This window comes from Pontibacter amylolyticus (genome assembly GCF_014638845.1).
GTDB lineage: Bacteria > Bacteroidota > Bacteroidia > Cytophagales > Hymenobacteraceae > Pontibacter > Pontibacter amylolyticus.
Genome location: NZ_BMFP01000009.1, coordinates 90,249 through 106,272, shown reverse-complemented (window position 1 = coordinate 106,272; position 16,024 = coordinate 90,249). Strand labels below are relative to the sequence as shown.

15 protein-coding genes are annotated in these 16,024 nt (G+C 51.3%); 9 read left to right on the top strand and 6 right to left on the bottom strand.

Annotation, left to right across the window (positions count from 1 at the left end; all coding sequences use genetic code 11):
* Positions 1-125 precede the first annotated feature (125 nt).
* The 3 genes from IEV97_RS18965 to IEV97_RS18955 all read left to right on the top strand — a co-directional run bounded on the left by IEV97_RS18965 (position 126) and on the right by IEV97_RS18955 (position 3,185).
* Positions 126-884 (top strand): metallophosphoesterase family protein, encoded by a 759-nt coding sequence (locus IEV97_RS18965; protein ID WP_188503067.1) that lies wholly within the window; start codon positions 126-128, stop codon positions 882-884.
* Between the two features lie 299 nt (positions 885-1,183).
* On the top strand, positions 1,184-2,281 hold the full coding sequence (locus IEV97_RS18960; protein ID WP_188503066.1) for an N-acetylmuramoyl-L-alanine amidase family protein: 1,098 nt from the start codon (positions 1,184-1,186) through the stop codon (positions 2,279-2,281).
* 295 nt (positions 2,282-2,576) lie between these two features.
* On the top strand, positions 2,577-3,185 hold the full coding sequence (locus tag IEV97_RS18955) for a hypothetical protein (RefSeq protein WP_188503065.1): 609 nt from the start codon (positions 2,577-2,579) through the stop codon (positions 3,183-3,185).
* Positions 3,186-3,264: 79 nt separating this feature from the next.
* On the opposite strand, the gene IEV97_RS18950 is transcribed toward IEV97_RS18955, so the two are convergent.
* Positions 3,265-4,524: an alkaline phosphatase family protein gene (locus IEV97_RS18950; RefSeq protein WP_188503064.1), complete on the bottom strand. Its 1,260-nt coding sequence runs from the start codon at positions 4,522-4,524 to the stop codon at positions 3,265-3,267.
* 169 nt (positions 4,525-4,693) lie between these two features.
* Between IEV97_RS18950 and IEV97_RS18945 the strand changes: the two genes are divergently transcribed.
* A complete protein-coding gene (locus IEV97_RS18945; protein WP_188503063.1) occupies positions 4,694-6,073 on the top strand; it encodes an MBL fold metallo-hydrolase RNA specificity domain-containing protein in 1,380 nt (459 codons plus the stop codon).
* Positions 6,074-6,080: 7 nt separating this feature from the next.
* On the opposite strand, the gene IEV97_RS18940 is transcribed toward IEV97_RS18945, so the two are convergent.
* Both IEV97_RS18940 and IEV97_RS18935 read right to left on the bottom strand, forming a co-directional pair.
* On the bottom strand, positions 6,081-6,542 hold the full coding sequence (locus IEV97_RS18940; RefSeq protein ID WP_188503062.1) for an RES family NAD+ phosphorylase: 462 nt from the start codon (positions 6,540-6,542) through the stop codon (positions 6,081-6,083).
* The gene (locus tag IEV97_RS18935; RefSeq protein ID WP_188503061.1) at positions 6,539-6,967 is read right to left on the bottom strand and encodes an Xre family toxin-antitoxin system antitoxin; all 429 of its coding nucleotides are present in this window, start codon (positions 6,965-6,967) and stop codon (positions 6,539-6,541) included. The genes IEV97_RS18940 and IEV97_RS18935 overlap by 4 nt, the downstream gene beginning before the upstream one ends.
* A gap of 232 nt (positions 6,968-7,199) precedes the next feature.
* On the opposite strand from IEV97_RS18935, the gene IEV97_RS18930 reads away from it, so the two are divergent.
* The 3 genes from IEV97_RS18930 (at position 7,200) to IEV97_RS18920 (ending at position 9,620) form a co-directional block, all read left to right on the top strand.
* Positions 7,200-7,913 (top strand): tetratricopeptide repeat protein, encoded by a 714-nt coding sequence (locus tag IEV97_RS18930; RefSeq protein WP_188503060.1) that lies wholly within the window; start codon positions 7,200-7,202, stop codon positions 7,911-7,913.
* Between the two features lie 86 nt (positions 7,914-7,999).
* A complete protein-coding gene (locus IEV97_RS18925) occupies positions 8,000-8,719 on the top strand; it encodes a tetratricopeptide repeat protein (protein ID WP_188503059.1) in 720 nt (239 codons plus the stop codon).
* 43 nt (positions 8,720-8,762) lie between these two features.
* Positions 8,763-9,620, top strand: a complete 858-nt coding sequence (locus IEV97_RS18920; RefSeq protein WP_188503058.1) for an OmpA/MotB family protein — start codon at positions 8,763-8,765, stop codon at positions 9,618-9,620.
* Positions 9,621-9,703: 83 nt separating this feature from the next.
* On the opposite strand, the gene IEV97_RS18915 is transcribed toward IEV97_RS18920, so the two are convergent.
* Positions 9,704-10,273, bottom strand: coding sequence for a DUF2062 domain-containing protein (locus IEV97_RS18915; RefSeq protein WP_188503057.1), 570 nt, complete (start codon positions 10,271-10,273; stop codon positions 9,704-9,706).
* 204 nt (positions 10,274-10,477) lie between these two features.
* On the bottom strand, positions 10,478-11,581 hold the full coding sequence (locus IEV97_RS18910) for an AI-2E family transporter (RefSeq protein WP_188503056.1): 1,104 nt from the start codon (positions 11,579-11,581) through the stop codon (positions 10,478-10,480).
* Between the two features lie 183 nt (positions 11,582-11,764).
* On the opposite strand from IEV97_RS18910, the gene IEV97_RS18905 reads away from it, so the two are divergent.
* Positions 11,765-13,144 (top strand): DEAD/DEAH box helicase, encoded by a 1,380-nt coding sequence (locus IEV97_RS18905; protein ID WP_188503055.1) that lies wholly within the window; start codon positions 11,765-11,767, stop codon positions 13,142-13,144.
* Between the two features lie 185 nt (positions 13,145-13,329).
* Here IEV97_RS18905 and IEV97_RS18900 read toward each other — a convergent pair whose 3' ends face one another.
* On the bottom strand, positions 13,330-13,611 hold the full coding sequence (locus tag IEV97_RS18900) for a hypothetical protein (protein ID WP_188503054.1): 282 nt from the start codon (positions 13,609-13,611) through the stop codon (positions 13,330-13,332).
* Between the two features lie 108 nt (positions 13,612-13,719).
* Here IEV97_RS18900 and IEV97_RS18895 point away from each other — a divergent pair, with 108 nt between their 5' ends.
* Positions 13,720-15,975 (top strand): efflux RND transporter permease subunit, encoded by a 2,256-nt coding sequence (locus IEV97_RS18895; protein WP_188503053.1) that lies wholly within the window; start codon positions 13,720-13,722, stop codon positions 15,973-15,975.
* Positions 15,976-16,024: the final 49 nt, after the last annotated feature.

Genomic DNA, 16,024 nt, shown 5'->3' with positions numbered 1-16,024 from the left:
CTTAAACACCTGGCTGGAATGGCTTTTTCTTACACCTGACGGATTAAAGGCGCTATAGTACCAGGCAAAAACGTATCAACCTAAGTAAGATCAGCTATTAATACATGTTACCTTTCACGTATGTTATGAAAAGGTTTGTCATATCCGATAGCCACGGTGGGTACAAAGCACTGGTGCAGTGCCTGGAGCGGTGTGGGTTCGACAAAGGAAAGGATCAGCTGATCTTTCTGGGAGATGTGGTGGATGGGTGGTCGGAAACAAAAGAGAGTATAGACCTGCTGCTGAAACTAAAGCACCTGGTATACCTGCTCGGCAACCACGACCAGTGGGCCTTAAAATACTATACTGGCCAACTCACACAGGAAGCCGAACTAAAAAGCTGGCTTCGGCAAGGAGGTGCTGCTACCGTGGCTTCTTATGGAGAAAGTAAGTCCATGCCGCCGGAGCACTTGGAACTGCTGCAGCAGGCAAAGCTATACCTGGTTACGGACGATAACCTGCTGTTCGTGCACGCTGGCTTCGACACCAGTAAACCTTTGACTGAAACTGATGTATTTACCCTCATCTGGAGCCGGGACTTCATCGAGAATCATTACCGCAGCTACCAGAAAGGAAAACCGTTTCACATTAACGGCTACAAAGAAGTCTACATCGGTCATACGCCCACCATTCTGCTGGATAAAAAACAGACAACTCCCCTACGAATGGATAACCTGATCCTGCTGGATACCGGTGCGGGCTATACGGGGCGTCTTTCCATCATGGACATCGACAGCCAGCAAGTATGGCAATCCGACCCGGTGATGACCCTCTACCCGCAGGAGGAAGGCAGGAGCGGCCTTAGTTGGAATGACAGAAGAGCATTGGGCCTGGTATACATCTGATACCAGCACCTGTTAATTTACTTATGATAGTGTAGGATGTACTTAAGTTTCAGCGGAGGCTTCATGTTGGGCCAACAAAAATCCCGCATCAAATTACTAAAGCAAGCTTTCACCGCAACCGGTTTATACCGAATCACTTAGCCTGCTTTGGCTTTTCAGGAGGAAAAAAACAGGAAATATTTTCAGATACACCCCGTTAAAAAACAAACTCAGGAGCTGAAAAATTAGTATGGGTAACTTCGCTCCTTAAAATAGTTTTTATCCTTCAATCATTTTTAGTAATATCGGAAATACAAAATATGCCGGTAAACCTTATTGCATTGCGTACCTCTATTCTCACCCTTCTTCTTGCGCTTTCATCTTTTGCTGCGTTTGGGCAAAGCTCCCTCCTGGAAGTTGTTGCTATGCCCGGCGACGGAATCTATACCTTGCTGCGGCGGCACGGCCTTAATCCTCCGGAGCATCTTCAGAAGTTCGTGGAGATTAACAAGGACCGCTTCGGAAAAGACAATGGCCTGATCGTGGGCAAAACTTATACCTTGCCTGAGGGTGCATCTTTAGCAGAGAACACCACCGTCGCCACTGACAATACCCGGGTTGCTCCTGTGGAAAGTAAAACGCGTAGCGATGTAACCGCTGGTCCTGCCAAAGTGGCCGCCCGCGTGCTCGAGATGCCGCTGTTTGGTGAAAAATATTCCCGTGTGGAAGTAAAATCAGCTAAGCTACAGGGCGCTGTCTACTACCTAAGCTCCGGCCATGGCGGACCTGACCCGGGCGCTGTGGGCAAGTATGGCAACCACGACCTGGCCGAAGATGAATACGCCTACGATGTGACCATCCGTCTGGCCCGCGTGCTGATGGAGCACGGCGCTACCGTATACATGATCGTGCAGGACCCCGATAACGGTATACGGGACGAGGGAATTCTGAAAATGGATCGTAACGAGGTGGTTTACCCTAACAGACCGATTCCGCTCAACCACAGCGCTCGCCTTCGCCAGCGCACCGAGGCGGTGAACGGCCTATATCTGAAGCACAAAGGGGCCTACCAGCGCATGCTGGCCATCCACGTCGACAGCCGCAGCGAGAGCCAGAACATCGATGTGTTCTTCTACCATCACGAAAACAGCAAAGACGGTGAGCAACTGGCCAAGAGCATTCACCAGACGTTCACGAACAAGTACAGGCGCTACCAGCCCAACCGCGACTACTCCGGCAATGTAACGCAACGCAGCAGCCTCTATGTCATTAAGTATAGTCACCCGCCTACCGTCTTCATCGAGCTGGGCAATATTCGCAACGTAAAGGACCAGCGTCGCTTTGTCATATCAGACAACCGGCAGGCGCTCGCAAACTGGATCTATGAAGGTTTACTCTCTGATTATGTAACCCAATAAAATAAGGGGCAGGCGATAGTAGTATCGTCTGCCCCTTTTGCTTGTCATAATCTTTTGAATCGCCCCTCGCTTTTCCTTAGCCTTTTTCATGCTGACATTAACTGGATAGTTAGTGATTTTCACTACGGATCAAGAATTGAGTCCAATTTACATCAATTCCGATCATAGGTTTTAATTACATGTAACTATCTGTATATAAGGTGATTTAAACAAAACTCATGGAGTTGCGTTATTATTAATGTTTATACTTTAATAATTTAGGTACAATTAATTACTGATTTTTAATACTACTCCTATGAAAAGATTTTACATACTATTTACATTATGCGCCTTGTTTTCAACTGGCAAGCTGCTGGCGCAGGACACCGAATTAAATGTTGAAAAACCCCAAACTTCGGCTGATGTGGCCAATGAATCTGTAAGGCAAGGAAACTGGCTGGTGGGTGCCAGTGTGGGCTCACTTGGCTATAATTTTAAATCGGAAACTTTCCAGTTTATCCTGGAGCCTAGAGCAGGTTACTTTATCAGTGACAATGCCGTGCTTGGGGCGCAGGCTCAACTTGGCCTTACGTTTTATGATGGCGGTGAAAACTTCAGTTATGGTTTAACACCATTTGCACGCTATTATTTTCCGGAAGGAGCCTCTCCTAACAGCCGCTGGTTCGGTGAAGCCCTGGCAGGTTTTGCCGGCAGCTCATTGAAAGACAGCGACGGCGACCGTATTTTCGGTTCTGTATTAGGATTACGGGCAGGCTACGCGCACTTCGTTGCCCGAAACATTGCCTTGGAAGCCACACTCAACTATACCCGTACCAGCGCCGATATCACGGTCGACACCGGCACCTCCGGACTTTCGGTTGGGGTTGGTTTTCAAATTTACCTGCCCGGACGAGGCAATATGTAAAATACGTCCTTCACAGATAAATATAAAAGCCCGTTTCCTGAACAGAAACGGGTTTTTTGCGTGCTTTAAGTATATTTGATTACTGCAGTGCTTTTTCGATCAGGTGTCTGCTGCCATCAATTTTATGGGTATAAGGCAATCCTAGAATCTCGGCAATCAGCGGATAGACGTCTACGTTCTCGAAGGTGTCGACTTTCACCCCCTGTTTGAAGGCTGGTCCCCAGGCATAAAAGACGGCGTGCATTTCTTTCACCTTGGTGGCGTCGTACCCGTGCTGGCCAGGTGCTGGCGGACGGGATGAAAAATGGAACACCTTTGGGGCGTCTGACAGCAGCAGGATGTCGCCCACGCGACCGTACTTGTCGTCTTTGGCGCCATAATGCAGGTGTTTGGGCATCTTTTTTCGCGTGTATACCTGGTACTCCTTCGCTTCCTTCTTCAGTTTGCGGTAGGTAGGCTTGATGGCTTTCTTATCCTTAGCATGCAACTCTACTACCATACCTCCCCCGGATACCATAAACTTAGCCGTATCAATGGCGGCTGGCATGGGCAGCGTATTCTTCGTATCAACTCCAAGCATGCCGTGATCCGACACGAACACGTAGTTTACGGGCAGGCCTGTTTTGGCAACAGCCGCCGTCAGTATCTGCATGTGCTTGTCCAGGTCCAGAACCGCTTGTTTGGTTTGTGGCGCATCTGGTCCGTGGCGGTGTCCGGCATGGTCTACTTCAGGCAGGTAAAACGTGATCAGGTGCGGGCGCTTCTCTGCCGGCAGATTCAACCAGTCTACTACCGTCTGGATGCGGCGCTCGATCGGCATCACCTCGCTGTACTGGTAATGGTAAGTAGGCAGTATACCTTGAATCGGTGCCTCGGAGCCTACCCAGAAAAAGCTGGCTGCTACCATTTGCTGCTGCTCAGCCAGCACCCAAAGCGGTGTGCCGCCATACCAGCTGCCGTCTTCCACTTTGCTGCGGTCGCGCATCGTGTAGTGCTCTTTGCGTTGCGGGTCATAGAAGTAATTGTTGATCAGGCCATGACTGGCCGGGTAAAGGCCCGTCACGATGGAGTAATGGTTCGGGAATGTTTTGGAAGGAAAGGCCGGCAGCATCGACTCCGCCTCTATACCTTGCGCCCGCATGGATTTCAGGAATTGAGCGTCATACTTATCGGCGTAATCGTAGCGGAATCCGTCGGCTGAGATCAGGATCACATAAGGTTTTTCCTGTTGCGCCGGGCTGTTATACCTGTCAGAGATGACGCGCTGCACCGTGTCTACTTGTGCGAATGCCAGTCCTTGCCAGAGCAGGCAGACCAGCAAAAAGAAGATCTGTTTCATGGCGCAAAGATATGGCAAAAGCGGTGGAGCTGCCAGGCTGCTTCTTTTAATTTACTGTTAAGCATCAAACAGGAAGGCTACCCTAATTTAATTGTGAAAAAGAAACATTTATCATTATACAACATATCAGTATTGTATAACTTGTGCGTACCCACTAGCCTTCTAAAAGATGCAACAAGATATTCCTCCATTCACACTGACTTTCCTGGGCGGAGCCGGCACCGTAACCGGTTCCAAAATACTGCTCAAAACAGATAAGCACCAGTTGCTGATCGACTGTGGTCTGTTCCAGGGACTAAAGCAACTGCGCCTGCTCAACTGGCAGAAACTGCCCTTGGATGTAGAGCAGCTGGATGCTGTTATCCTGACGCACGGTCACCTTGATCATTGCGGCTATCTGCCCGTGCTCACGCAAAACGGCTATAACGGTCCCATCTACGCCACTACGCCCACCCGCGATGTAACAGAGATCATTCTGCGCGACAGTGCCAAGATACAGGAGGAAGATGCCGCGGAAGCCAACCGGGGAGGTTACTCCAGGCATCACCCGGCCAAGCCGCTGTATACCGCCGGGGACGTAGACCTGACCATGCCGCTCTTTGAAACGCATGATGACAACGAGTGGGTGATCATCAATGAGGATATGAAATTCTGCTTCCGGAAAAGTGGCCATATCCTGGGCTCTGCTTTTGTGGAGTTGAAATGCAAAGGCCGCACCATCGTGTTTTCCGGTGATATCGGGCGGCGCAAACCGCTGCTGATGGAGCCGCCCGCTTTTGTGCGAGAGGCCGACTACCTGGTGCTGGAGTCAACTTACGGGGACAGACTGCATGAACAGGCTTCGCCTTACGATGAGTTGCAGGCCTATGTGAAGCACACCCTGGCCAAAGGCGGCGTGCTGGTGATCCCGAGTTTTGCGGTGGAGCGGGCGCAGGAACTGCTGCTGATACTGAACACCCTGCGTGAAGAACGCAGCATACCCAACATTCCCATTTACCTCGACACGCCCATGGGCATTGATGTGACGGAGCTATACCTGCACCACCGCGACTGGCACAGTCTGAGCGATGTCGAGTGCCGCACCATGATGAACAATGTGCATGTGATACGTGATTTTAACCAGACACTTAGAGTGCTGGACAAACCCGGTCCGAAGGTCGTGATTGCAGGCAGTGGCATGGTAACGGGTGGTCGGGTGCTTTACTATCTGCAACGCCTGATTGGCGACTCGAAGAACACCGTGCTGCTGGTGGGATTTCAGGCGCCGGGTACCAGGGGCAGTTTGCTGCTCAGCGGCGCCAGCGAGATCAAGATGCAGGGCAATTATTACCCGGTGCAGGCCGAGATACAGCAAATCTCCTCCCTTTCTGCGCACGGCGACCAGGCCGATCTGCTGTGGTGGCTCAGCCATTTCAAGAAGGCGCCGCAGCAGGTGTTTCTGAACCATGGCGAAGCCCAGGCGCTGGAGGCCCTCCGCTTGAAGATAACGGACACGCTGGGCTGGGGCTGCATCATTGCTCAAATGGGCACCACCTACGAACTGCATTAAAAGCGGGTTATTTGATAAACAGGCGCTTGTCAAACACAAAGGGCTCCGTTTTGAGGATGCGCACCTTGTTGAAGTCTGGGTGTCTTGGGTTAACCAGGTAGTTGAACGTACCCTGTACGGTAGCGGAGGGTACTTTCAAGATCAGGTATACCCCGTCCCTAACGTAGCTGTCCCCGACCTTTTGGGTGACGCTGCTGTGCGGAAATGATTTCCAGGACGAGACCAGGTCTTTTTCCTGGACCTCTCCGATGGGGGCATCATCCGGAAGTTCGATGGTAACGAGGTAGTAGTCTTTGGGAACAATACCCAGCGGCATGTGCACGGCTATTTCCACGGTGCACAGCGCAATGGATTCGCTGGTGTAGAGTACGGCGGTGCCTTTGCTGTTCCAGCGGCCGCCCGCCAATTCGGCGCCTTTGCCAGACAGGTCATTGCAATACAGTTTTCTACTGAGACGGTATACGATCATGCGAGCACGCCGTGTTCAATGCGGGTCAGTTCGTCGCGCAGCAGACCAATGCCGAAGGTGCTGTCGAGCAGTTCTTTTGGGCGTATACCTCCCAGGGCCACGTTTTTGGCCTCCAGCCAGGCATCAAAGTCTTCTTTTTCGCCAAATACTTCTACCCCTTTGTTATAGACCAGGGTGATCTCCAGGATTTTCTCGGAATGCAGCGGATCGAACTTGCGCTGCTCTTTTTTATAGCGCTGAAACGTACGCTCTGACAAGTGCAGAAACTCCGACCATTCGCCCAGACTGAAAGGAATCTTGTTGGCGATATTCTGGAAGGTGGCATATTTTATGCCTTCCCTAACGGTCGTGATCAGCATAAAAACGTCCCTGTCGTCTAACAGACTAAAGTTTATGCCGCCGTTAATTTTTAGTGCCTTTCCCATATTCATTTCCTTTTATCAAATATACGAACATTGTCGTAAATTATACGACAAGTTGCGTGATATTTTTATCCCTTACCCTGCGTAGGTATAACTTGTCAGCGAACACCCGATATTGAATAGGGCTATACCTTTGAGAAACTGGATAATTAATCCAATCTCCACCAGATGGCTTTGGGATAGGCACTATTTCAAAACATGCGTCGTTTGAAGCCAGAATCAACCCGCGTTACGCATGCGAAGTACCCTTATTGCTTTTGGATTAATGATAGCAGGCTCGATGGCCGCCTGTACCTCCCAGAACGCCATCACCGAAAACAGAGAGTCTCCAAGACCAGAACTTACCATGGCCGATGTCATCCCAGCAAAAAAAACATTAACAGCTGCGGAAAAGCAAAGGCAAAAGAAGGCGCTTGACACCGATGCAAAACGCTTTAAAACCCGCAAGGCGGCTTCTGCCTACTATGTCCTGCAGGCAAAACGTACCTTCAATGAACAGAAGCTGGACTCGGCCAGCCAGTTTTTCGGGCGGGCCTGGCTGATGGACAGCACCAACAATGAGGTATACTGGGGCTATGGACTGGTGTACGGACAGCAGAAGGCCTACGACAAAGCGCTGTTTGCCCTCTATCACGCGCTGGAGAAGGAACAGCACAACCCGAGGCTGATCACCGACCTGGCCACCAGTCACCTCGGCCGCTTCTATGCCGAAAGCAACCCCGAAGACCTGGTGCAGAGCCGCAAACTGCTCGAAAGTGCCGTGCGCTACTCCCCCGACGCTGCGGACGCATATTACAAGTTAGCCATCAGCTACTATTATCTGCAGGAATACGGCAAGGCATGGAGTTATCTGCACAAAAGTATCAGCAAAGACAAAGGTATAGCCGACGCCGCGTTCATTGCCGCCCTGCTGGAGAAGCAGCAGGACCCGGCCGGGAAATACAGGTAAATGACAGGACGGCATTTGTAATTTCAAGACAGGTGGTGTAAATTTAAACCAGGAAGGATTTCCATACCTAGCTGATACCATCACACATGAAAAGAATTTTCCTGGCTGCGGCCACTATTTTACTGGGCGCCTCCATGTCCTTTGCACAGGAGCAGCAACCTGAATTACCCCCTAAAGTGCGCCCCATGTTTGGGCAGGTAGCCAAAACAGATGCGGAGCAGAAAGCCGATGAAAAATTCCTGACCAGTTGCGACAAGAGCTTTGAAAGCCGCACGGAGGCCAGCAACTTTTTTATGGAACGCGGCTGGGAGTTTATGAACGAAGGGCAGGTAGACACGGCTGTGTACCGCTTCAACCTGGCGTGGCTCCTCAATCCGGACAACTACAACACCTACTGGGCTTTCGGGGTGGCGGAGTACAACAGAGGCAATGTGGGCGATGCGATCGGGATGTTTGACCGCGCATTGAAATACCAGCCGAATAATTCTTTCCTGCTTTCTGATATAGGCTCTGCTTATCTGCAACAGTATATCGCAGACAAAAAGAAGAAGAACCTGAAGCAGGCCGCCGCCCTCCTCGACCGCTCATTGAAGGCGGATCCGAACAATGCCTTTGCAATGGCCAATTTAGCGCAGGTGCACTTCCACAACAAGAAGTACGCCGAAGCCTGGGATTACCTCCACCGCGGCCGTGACCTCAATATCATGTCGCTGGATTATAATTTCCTGTCAGACCTAATGGCCCGCATGCCCGACCCGAAGGGTATGTTCCGCCTCGAAACCGAAGCTCCTGCGCCAGCTAACTAAACAAAGGACCACACTTACGTACCATCCAACCTTAACGATTGATATGAAAAAGAATTTCTACAGAGCTTCCCTCTTCCTTTTGGTCGGGAGTCTTTCGCTATCATCCTGCGTTGTTTCCAAAAAGAAATACGATGACCTGATGACGCGCAAAAATGCCCTGGAACTGGACAAATCTGACCTGGAGCAGCAAAAGTCGTCCCTTGAAAAAGAGAAGGCCCAACTCGAGCAGGAACGCGCCGAATTGGAAAAACAGAAGGCCGAGTACCAGCAAAGCCTGCAGCAGGCCCTGAAAGAGGGCAAGGCACTGGGCGATAACCTCAACATGAGCAAGTCGCAGATCGACAAGCTGAACGCCGACCTCAAAGCCCGCGAGCAGCGCCTGGCCGAACTGCAGCGCATTCTCGACGAAAAAGACAAAGCGGTGAACGCCCTGCGCTCTAAAGTGAGCAATGCCCTGCTTGGCTTCAACGACAAAGACCTGACCGTGAACATCCGCAATGGCAAGGTATACGTGTCGCTGGCCGAGCAATTGCTGTTCAACTCCGGCTCTACCAAAGTGGACCCGAAAGGTGTGGAGGCGCTTAAGAAACTGGCCGCCGTACTCAAAGAGCAGCAGGATGTGAACGTAGTGGTGGAAGGCCATACGGATGATGTGCCGATCGCCCGTGGCACCGTGGGCATGCAGGACAACTGGGACCTGAGCGTGCTCCGCGCCACCGAGATCACCCGCATCCTGACGCAATCCGGGGTGCAGCCTGACCGCGTAACCCCTTCCGGTCGCAGCCTGTACGTGCCGCTTGACAATGCCAAAACAAAAGAGGCCCGTCAGAAAAACCGCCGTACCGAGATCATCCTCACGCCTAAGCTGGACGAACTGTTCCAGATCCTGGAGTCAGCCTGATCGGTATAAAGTATAAAAGAAAGCCAGCTTCGTTAAGGAGCTGGCTTTCTTGTTTTACAGGTCTCAGGTATAAGCGCTATAACTTATACGTGAGCCTGCACTTCGGTTTCAGGTATAGGTATGACCGGTACAGTCACCTCAGGTATAGAGTCGACAGGTATAGATTTGGTAACCACTGCCGGCTTTGGCAGAACCCGTTTTAATACAGGAAGTAGGGCTAGGTATAGCAGCCCTCCAACAGGCAAAGCCAGGATGGCCCAGGCCGAGACGGCAGCCAGGTTGGCCACCCAAAGCTTGTTGAGCGCCGCGAGCCAGTCCAGCCTGAACATGGCAATCATCTCGTCAAGGCTTAGTTTCAGCTCTTCGAGCCCAAACATGAAGATGCCCGCTTTGATAAAAGGTATGATCAGCAGCAGTTGCAGCGGATGCACCAGGTAACTCACCAGCACCGTGGCTGCGATGTTCAGTCTGAAGCGGGCCGCCAGCGCGGTTCCCATCACCGTCGTGACGCCCAGTGCAGGCAGTATACCGACCACCGTGCCGAGCGCAACCGTAACAGCCAGCTTGTGCGGCGTCATGCCCTGCCTAAGCAGGTTGAGCACGGGCTGTATAATGCGGCGTTTGAAAAAGGCGGTGATGATGGAGGTAGACAATCCGATGGCTGAGTTTAATTTCGTTGGGTGACAGGACTATAGAGAAGACGCCCTAAAACGTGAAAGAGTTGCATGTGCTGTGACTTAAAAAATGACGGGCTATATCTCTTGGGTTAATGCCGGAAATCCACTAAAGTAACCTGTCTGCACCTGCAATGTTTGGGTTATTTTCAATTATCAAATAAAGGCTTCGGATTTCGATTTTTATTTCCTGACACGCAGAAAACGTAGGATTTTATCTACTGTGAGCGCATGTTCTTCGGTGCCTTCCGTACCGAGCATGAATGCGTAGGCCTGCAACTCCGGACTATTGTCAAAGTAGATTTTGAACATGCCCATAATGGGCACCGCGACAAACATGCCCGGCAAACCCCACAGCATGCCCCCCACTATAATGCTGAGGATGGTGAAAAGGGGATTGATGTTGACACGACTGCCGGTGATATTTGGCGTGAGGATGTTGTTTTCGGTGAACTGAACCACCAGAAAAAAAAGCAGCACCGCAACCGTCTTCTGTGGATCACCCTGCACAATTAAGGTATAGAGCAGCGGAACGGCTCCGCCGATAAGGGTGCCGAAATAAGGTATAAAATTGATGAAGGCGGAGACGATGCCCAGTAAAATCGCGTACTCCACACCAATGATGAGTAGGCCGGCGGAGTTGATAAAACACAGGATCAGAATAACGATGACGACGCCACCCATGTAGTGCTTCGTGACATTAGAAATTTCGTCGATCATCACCTTTACTTTGCCATGTTTGTGGGAGGGCATCGCTCGGAACAAAAAACCCTCGAACTTATTGCGATAATACAGCATCAGGAAAATGTAAACCGGCATCAACGCAAACTTTGTGATGGTGCTGGTAGTGGCCAGTAAGATGTTTTTGATTGCGCTGCCGATCAGATCCAGCGCATTGCTCACCTGCATGCGGAGCCAGCGCTCGTTGGCCTGACTCTCGTCACCAAACTTCCGGTCGATGTGTGCCTGCAGCATATCAATGTTGGCTAGTGCCTTCTCCTTTAGCTCCGGAAAATCGGTCAGAAAAACAGACAGTTGTTTGTACAGCAGCAATAACAAGCCGACAAAAAGGGCCATAGAAATAATAATTGTCACGAAAGTGGCGAGTATGCGTGGAATCCCCCACTTCTCCAGGCGCTTTACAACAGGGTATAGCAGGTAGGCAAAAAGCATCGCCATGACAATCGGATAAAGAAACTCGCGGGTTTCAACCAATACAAATACCAGCAATACCAGAAACAATAGCCAGTAAGTAAGCTTTTTTACCCGCTTGTGATCATTTGCCATACCCCTCATACTGAAAAAATAGTGGAAGGGATATATTAGAGCTTAAGGGTTAACTAGTTTGGTAGTTTATAGATTGTATGGCTTGTAGAGATGAATTGAAAAGCAGGAGAGATGTATAGGCAAGGTATAAAAAACAAGTTGCAGGTATAAATCCGTACCTTTGCGCTTCACGTACGCATGCCTATGGCTTCTTTTGATCAACTGGGACTCTCCCCTGCGCTGTTGGAGCGCCTTGCTGAGCTTGATTTTCACACCCCTACTCCTATTCAGCTCGCCGCTATACCTGCGCTACTCAAAGGACAGGACGTGGCCGGACAGGCCGAGACGGGCAGCGGAAAAACTGCCGCCTTCGGTTTGCCGCTACTGCAACAGATTGACACAAACAAACAGGTTGTACAGGCGCTGGTGCTGGTGCCCACCCGCGAACTGGCCGTGCAGGTGCGCCATGAACTGAAGCAACTCGCCCAGAAGATCGATAACCTCAAGATCAGCGCTTTTTACGGAGGCCATTCCTTCTCGCAGGAGCGGGCATCGTTGGCTTTCCCTCCGCAGGTACTGGTAGGTACGCCCGGTCGCCTGACCGATCACCTATACCGCCAGACCGTTGACTTTGGTCAGGTGCGCATGCTGGTGCTCGACGAAGCCGATAAGCTCCTTGAAATGGGTTTTGCCGATGAGATTGACCAGATACTGGAAGCTATACCTAATAAGCGACAGGCCGTTCTTTTCTCTGCCACCATGCCCGACGAAGTGAAGCAGCTGATCGCAGACTCGCTTAAAAATCCGCAGTTTGTGCAGGTGTCGCCCAACGCTATACCTGATCAGGTGCGACTGACAGGTATAAAAGTGGCGCAGCCGGATAAGCAGCAGGCCTTGCTCCACCTTTTGCAAAGCATCAACCCAGCCGGTACGGTCGTGTTCTGCAATACCCGCGGCGCCTCCGACGATGTGGCGGCGATGCTGGCCAAGCACGGCTTCGGGGCCCGTTCCCTGCATGGCGGCATGGAGCAACAGGACCGGGATAAGGCCATGACGCTCTTTCGCAATGCCACCACACAGGTGCTGGTCGCCACCGACCTGGCCGCCCGCGGACTCGACATCGCCGCACTCAAAAACATCATCCATTACGAACTGCCAGACGACGAAGCCGCTTACCTGCACCGCAGCGGTCGCACAGGCCGTGCCGGGCGAAGTGGAGAAGTCTATACCTTCGCTAACACCCGCGACGAGCAAAAGCTGCGTGACTGGGGTTTGGTACGGATGGATGAATGGCTGAACACCGCTGAACTCGCTTCACGGGTTGAGAAAGCTGAACCAGAATCCACAGAGGCCTTTGCCACGCTCCACATCAACGCCGGCCGGAAAGACAAACTCAGTCCACGCGATATCGTGGGCGCCCTGATTGCAGCCGCAGGCCTGAAAGCTGACCAGATTGGTCGCATCGAGGTGCAGGACAAAGCCAGCTATGTGGCTATACCTGCAGATCGGGCAAATGAAATTGTGGAGGCACTGACTACTGGTAAAATAAAAGGCCGCAAGTTCAGGGTTGGGCTGGTGAAGTAAATCCAATTGTCATCTAGAACACTACTGAGAGATCTGAATAAATCTAGTATGATGCTTATGGTTCGGATTTCTCGCGATGGTCGAAATGACACTCACATCGGATCTTGCACTGGCTATACCTGAAACAAGAAGGGGTTTTCAGATAAATCTGAAAACCCCTTCTACTATGTTCTGAAAGCCTGAGGCTATTTCTTTATTTCCTTGGCAGCTTCGGCTTTCGGTGTGTCTTTTTTGGAACAGCAGGACTTTTCAGAGGCTGCGGTAGTTGCTTTCCCGTCTTTTGCGGTTGCGGTTCCCGCCATCATGTGGCAGGACTCAGCTTTGTCGCCTTTTTTGGATTTTTTGCTTTTGCCATCTTTACCGGCGTGCTCCATCTTGCATACGCCGCCTTCGCAGGCTAGGGCTGGTGTGGCCATTCCGGCACCTACAAAACCTGCCAGGGCCAGGGCTAAAACTAGTTTCTTCATATCCGTTGGTTATCGAATGTTTAAACAGAAATCAACCTTTCTTGTTGAGTGAGTAAATATACACGTTCTAGGCAATCAGCAAAATGATCATTCTCACTTTTTAATACCTTGAGCCACAAAACCAACAGTTTACTTGTCCTGACCGCCATTGCAATCCTGACAGCACTAAGCGTGTTCTACGCCTCCCGTTTGCGCTTCGACTATAACTTCGACAACTTCTTCCCGAAGGGTGATCCGGATCTGGCCTACTATTTCAGCTACCGCGACAAATTCGGCAACGACAATGATTATATGCTGATCGGCCTCGAAAATGCCGGTAGTCTGTTCGACCAGGCTTTTTTGCAGAAGGTAGACACCCTGACCCGCTTCATGCAGCAACAGCCGCACGTGGAGTCGGTGCTCTCTCCCACTACCGTCAAAAGTCCCATCATTGAGCAATTTGGTTACTTCGAGATCCCCTACCTGCACCCCGACGAGCCCGGACGCTATACCCAGGATTCCACGCTGATCTACCAAAGCCGTGAGCTGGTAGGCACCCTGTTTTCAGAGGATGCTTCGGCAGTTTCTCTTTTCGTGCAGACCAGCGACAATCTGGCAAAAGAGCCCGGCGACTCTCTGATCGCTGCTATGTATGGTGAGATTGAGCGACTGGGTTTGCAAGAGCACCATGTAGCCGGCAAGGTACTGGCGCAGTCGGTCTTTATCGAGAAGATGAAGATAGAGTTGGCCATCTTCATGTCGGCCTCCATCCTGTTGGTTATCCTGTTCCTTTGGCTCGCCTTCCGTACAGTCTGGGGGGTGCTGGTGCCTTTGGTGGTAGTGCTGCTGTCCGTGCTCTGGAGCCTCGGGGTGATGGAGCTGTTCAACAAACCGATCGATGTGATGACGGTGCTGCTACCGACCATTATGTTCGTGGTAGGTATGTCCGACGTCATTCACATCATGTCGCGCTACATCACCGAGATCGGGCAAGGGGCTACTAAAATTCAGGCGTTGCGGGTCACAGTCAGGGAAGTGGGCATGGCCACCTTGATGACATCCCTCACCACCAGCGTAGGTTTCCTGACCCTGCTCACTACCTCCATTGTGCCAATACGAGAATTCGGGGTGTATACAGCCATTGGTATTGCGCTGGCTTTTGTGCTGGCCTTCACCTTGCTACCAGCCATTTTGCTGCTGACGAAACGACCAAACCCCCGATCAGCGCGTCGAACAGACTTTTCCTGGCCGATGCTGTTGCGACGCGTCTATACCTTCGTATTACGTAAGCCATACCCTATTCTCTATACCAGTATAGGCGTGGTGCTGGTCTCCCTGATCGGCATCAGCATGATCAAAGTCGACACGACCCTGCTGGAAGACCTGGGCGACGACGATCCCATCATCAAAGACTTCCAGTACTTTGAGGAGAAGTTTTCGGGGGTGCGCCCATTTGAACTGCACCTGATGGCAGGCTCCGGAAAAAGCATGTACGATCTCGAGGTGCTACAGGAGATCGATCAGCTCGAGACTTACCTTTACCAGACATACGGCCTGAACTTCATCACCTCTCCTGCCACGGTTGTTCGTTCTATTCATCGCGCCCAGAATGGTGGTCTGCCGGACAACTATACCTTGCCCGCCAACGAGCGGGAGATGCAACAGATACAGCGACGGCTAGCTGCTTTCAGCAAACGAAGCGAGCTACGGGCGGTTGTGACGGCTGACCAGCAGGAAGGAAGACTGGCCGGAAAAATGAAAGACGTGGGGAGCGTGCGGGCGGCGGAGTTAAACGACTCGCTGGAGGCCTTCATCGACCAGCATATCAACCCCGGATTATTACAGACACGCCTCACCGGCAGTGCTGTAATGCTCGATAAAAATAACGATTACGTGGTCAGCAACATGCTGCAGGGCTTGCTGATCGCTTTCCTGGTGGTGGCGATTCTGGTGGGCTTTATCTTCCGCTCCCTTAGGATGGTGGTGATTTCGCTCGTGCCCAACATCATCCCTCTGCTCATGATCGGGGGCATTATGGGTTTTCTGGGTATCAACATGACGGTGTCTATCTCCATCATCTTCACCATCGCCTTTGGCATCGCCGTGGACGACACGATTCACTTTCTTGGCAAACTCAAAGTGGAGCTGCGCAAAGGCAAGTCACTGCCTTATGCCATTAAAAGTACATTTATTTCGACCGGCAAGGCCATCATCATCACCTCCTGTATCCTGATAGCCGGCTTCCTGACGCTGGTGCTGTCTACCTTTGATGCCACCTTTTACGTGGGGGTGTTTGTAAGCCTCACGCTGGTGTTTGCCGTGGTGGCCGACCTCTTGCTGTTGCCCCTGCTGATACTCTATTTTTACAAGCCAATCAAAAAATAATTTGTGCCTAATCCAATAAGGATGGCCATATTTGCGTGATAGATTAAAG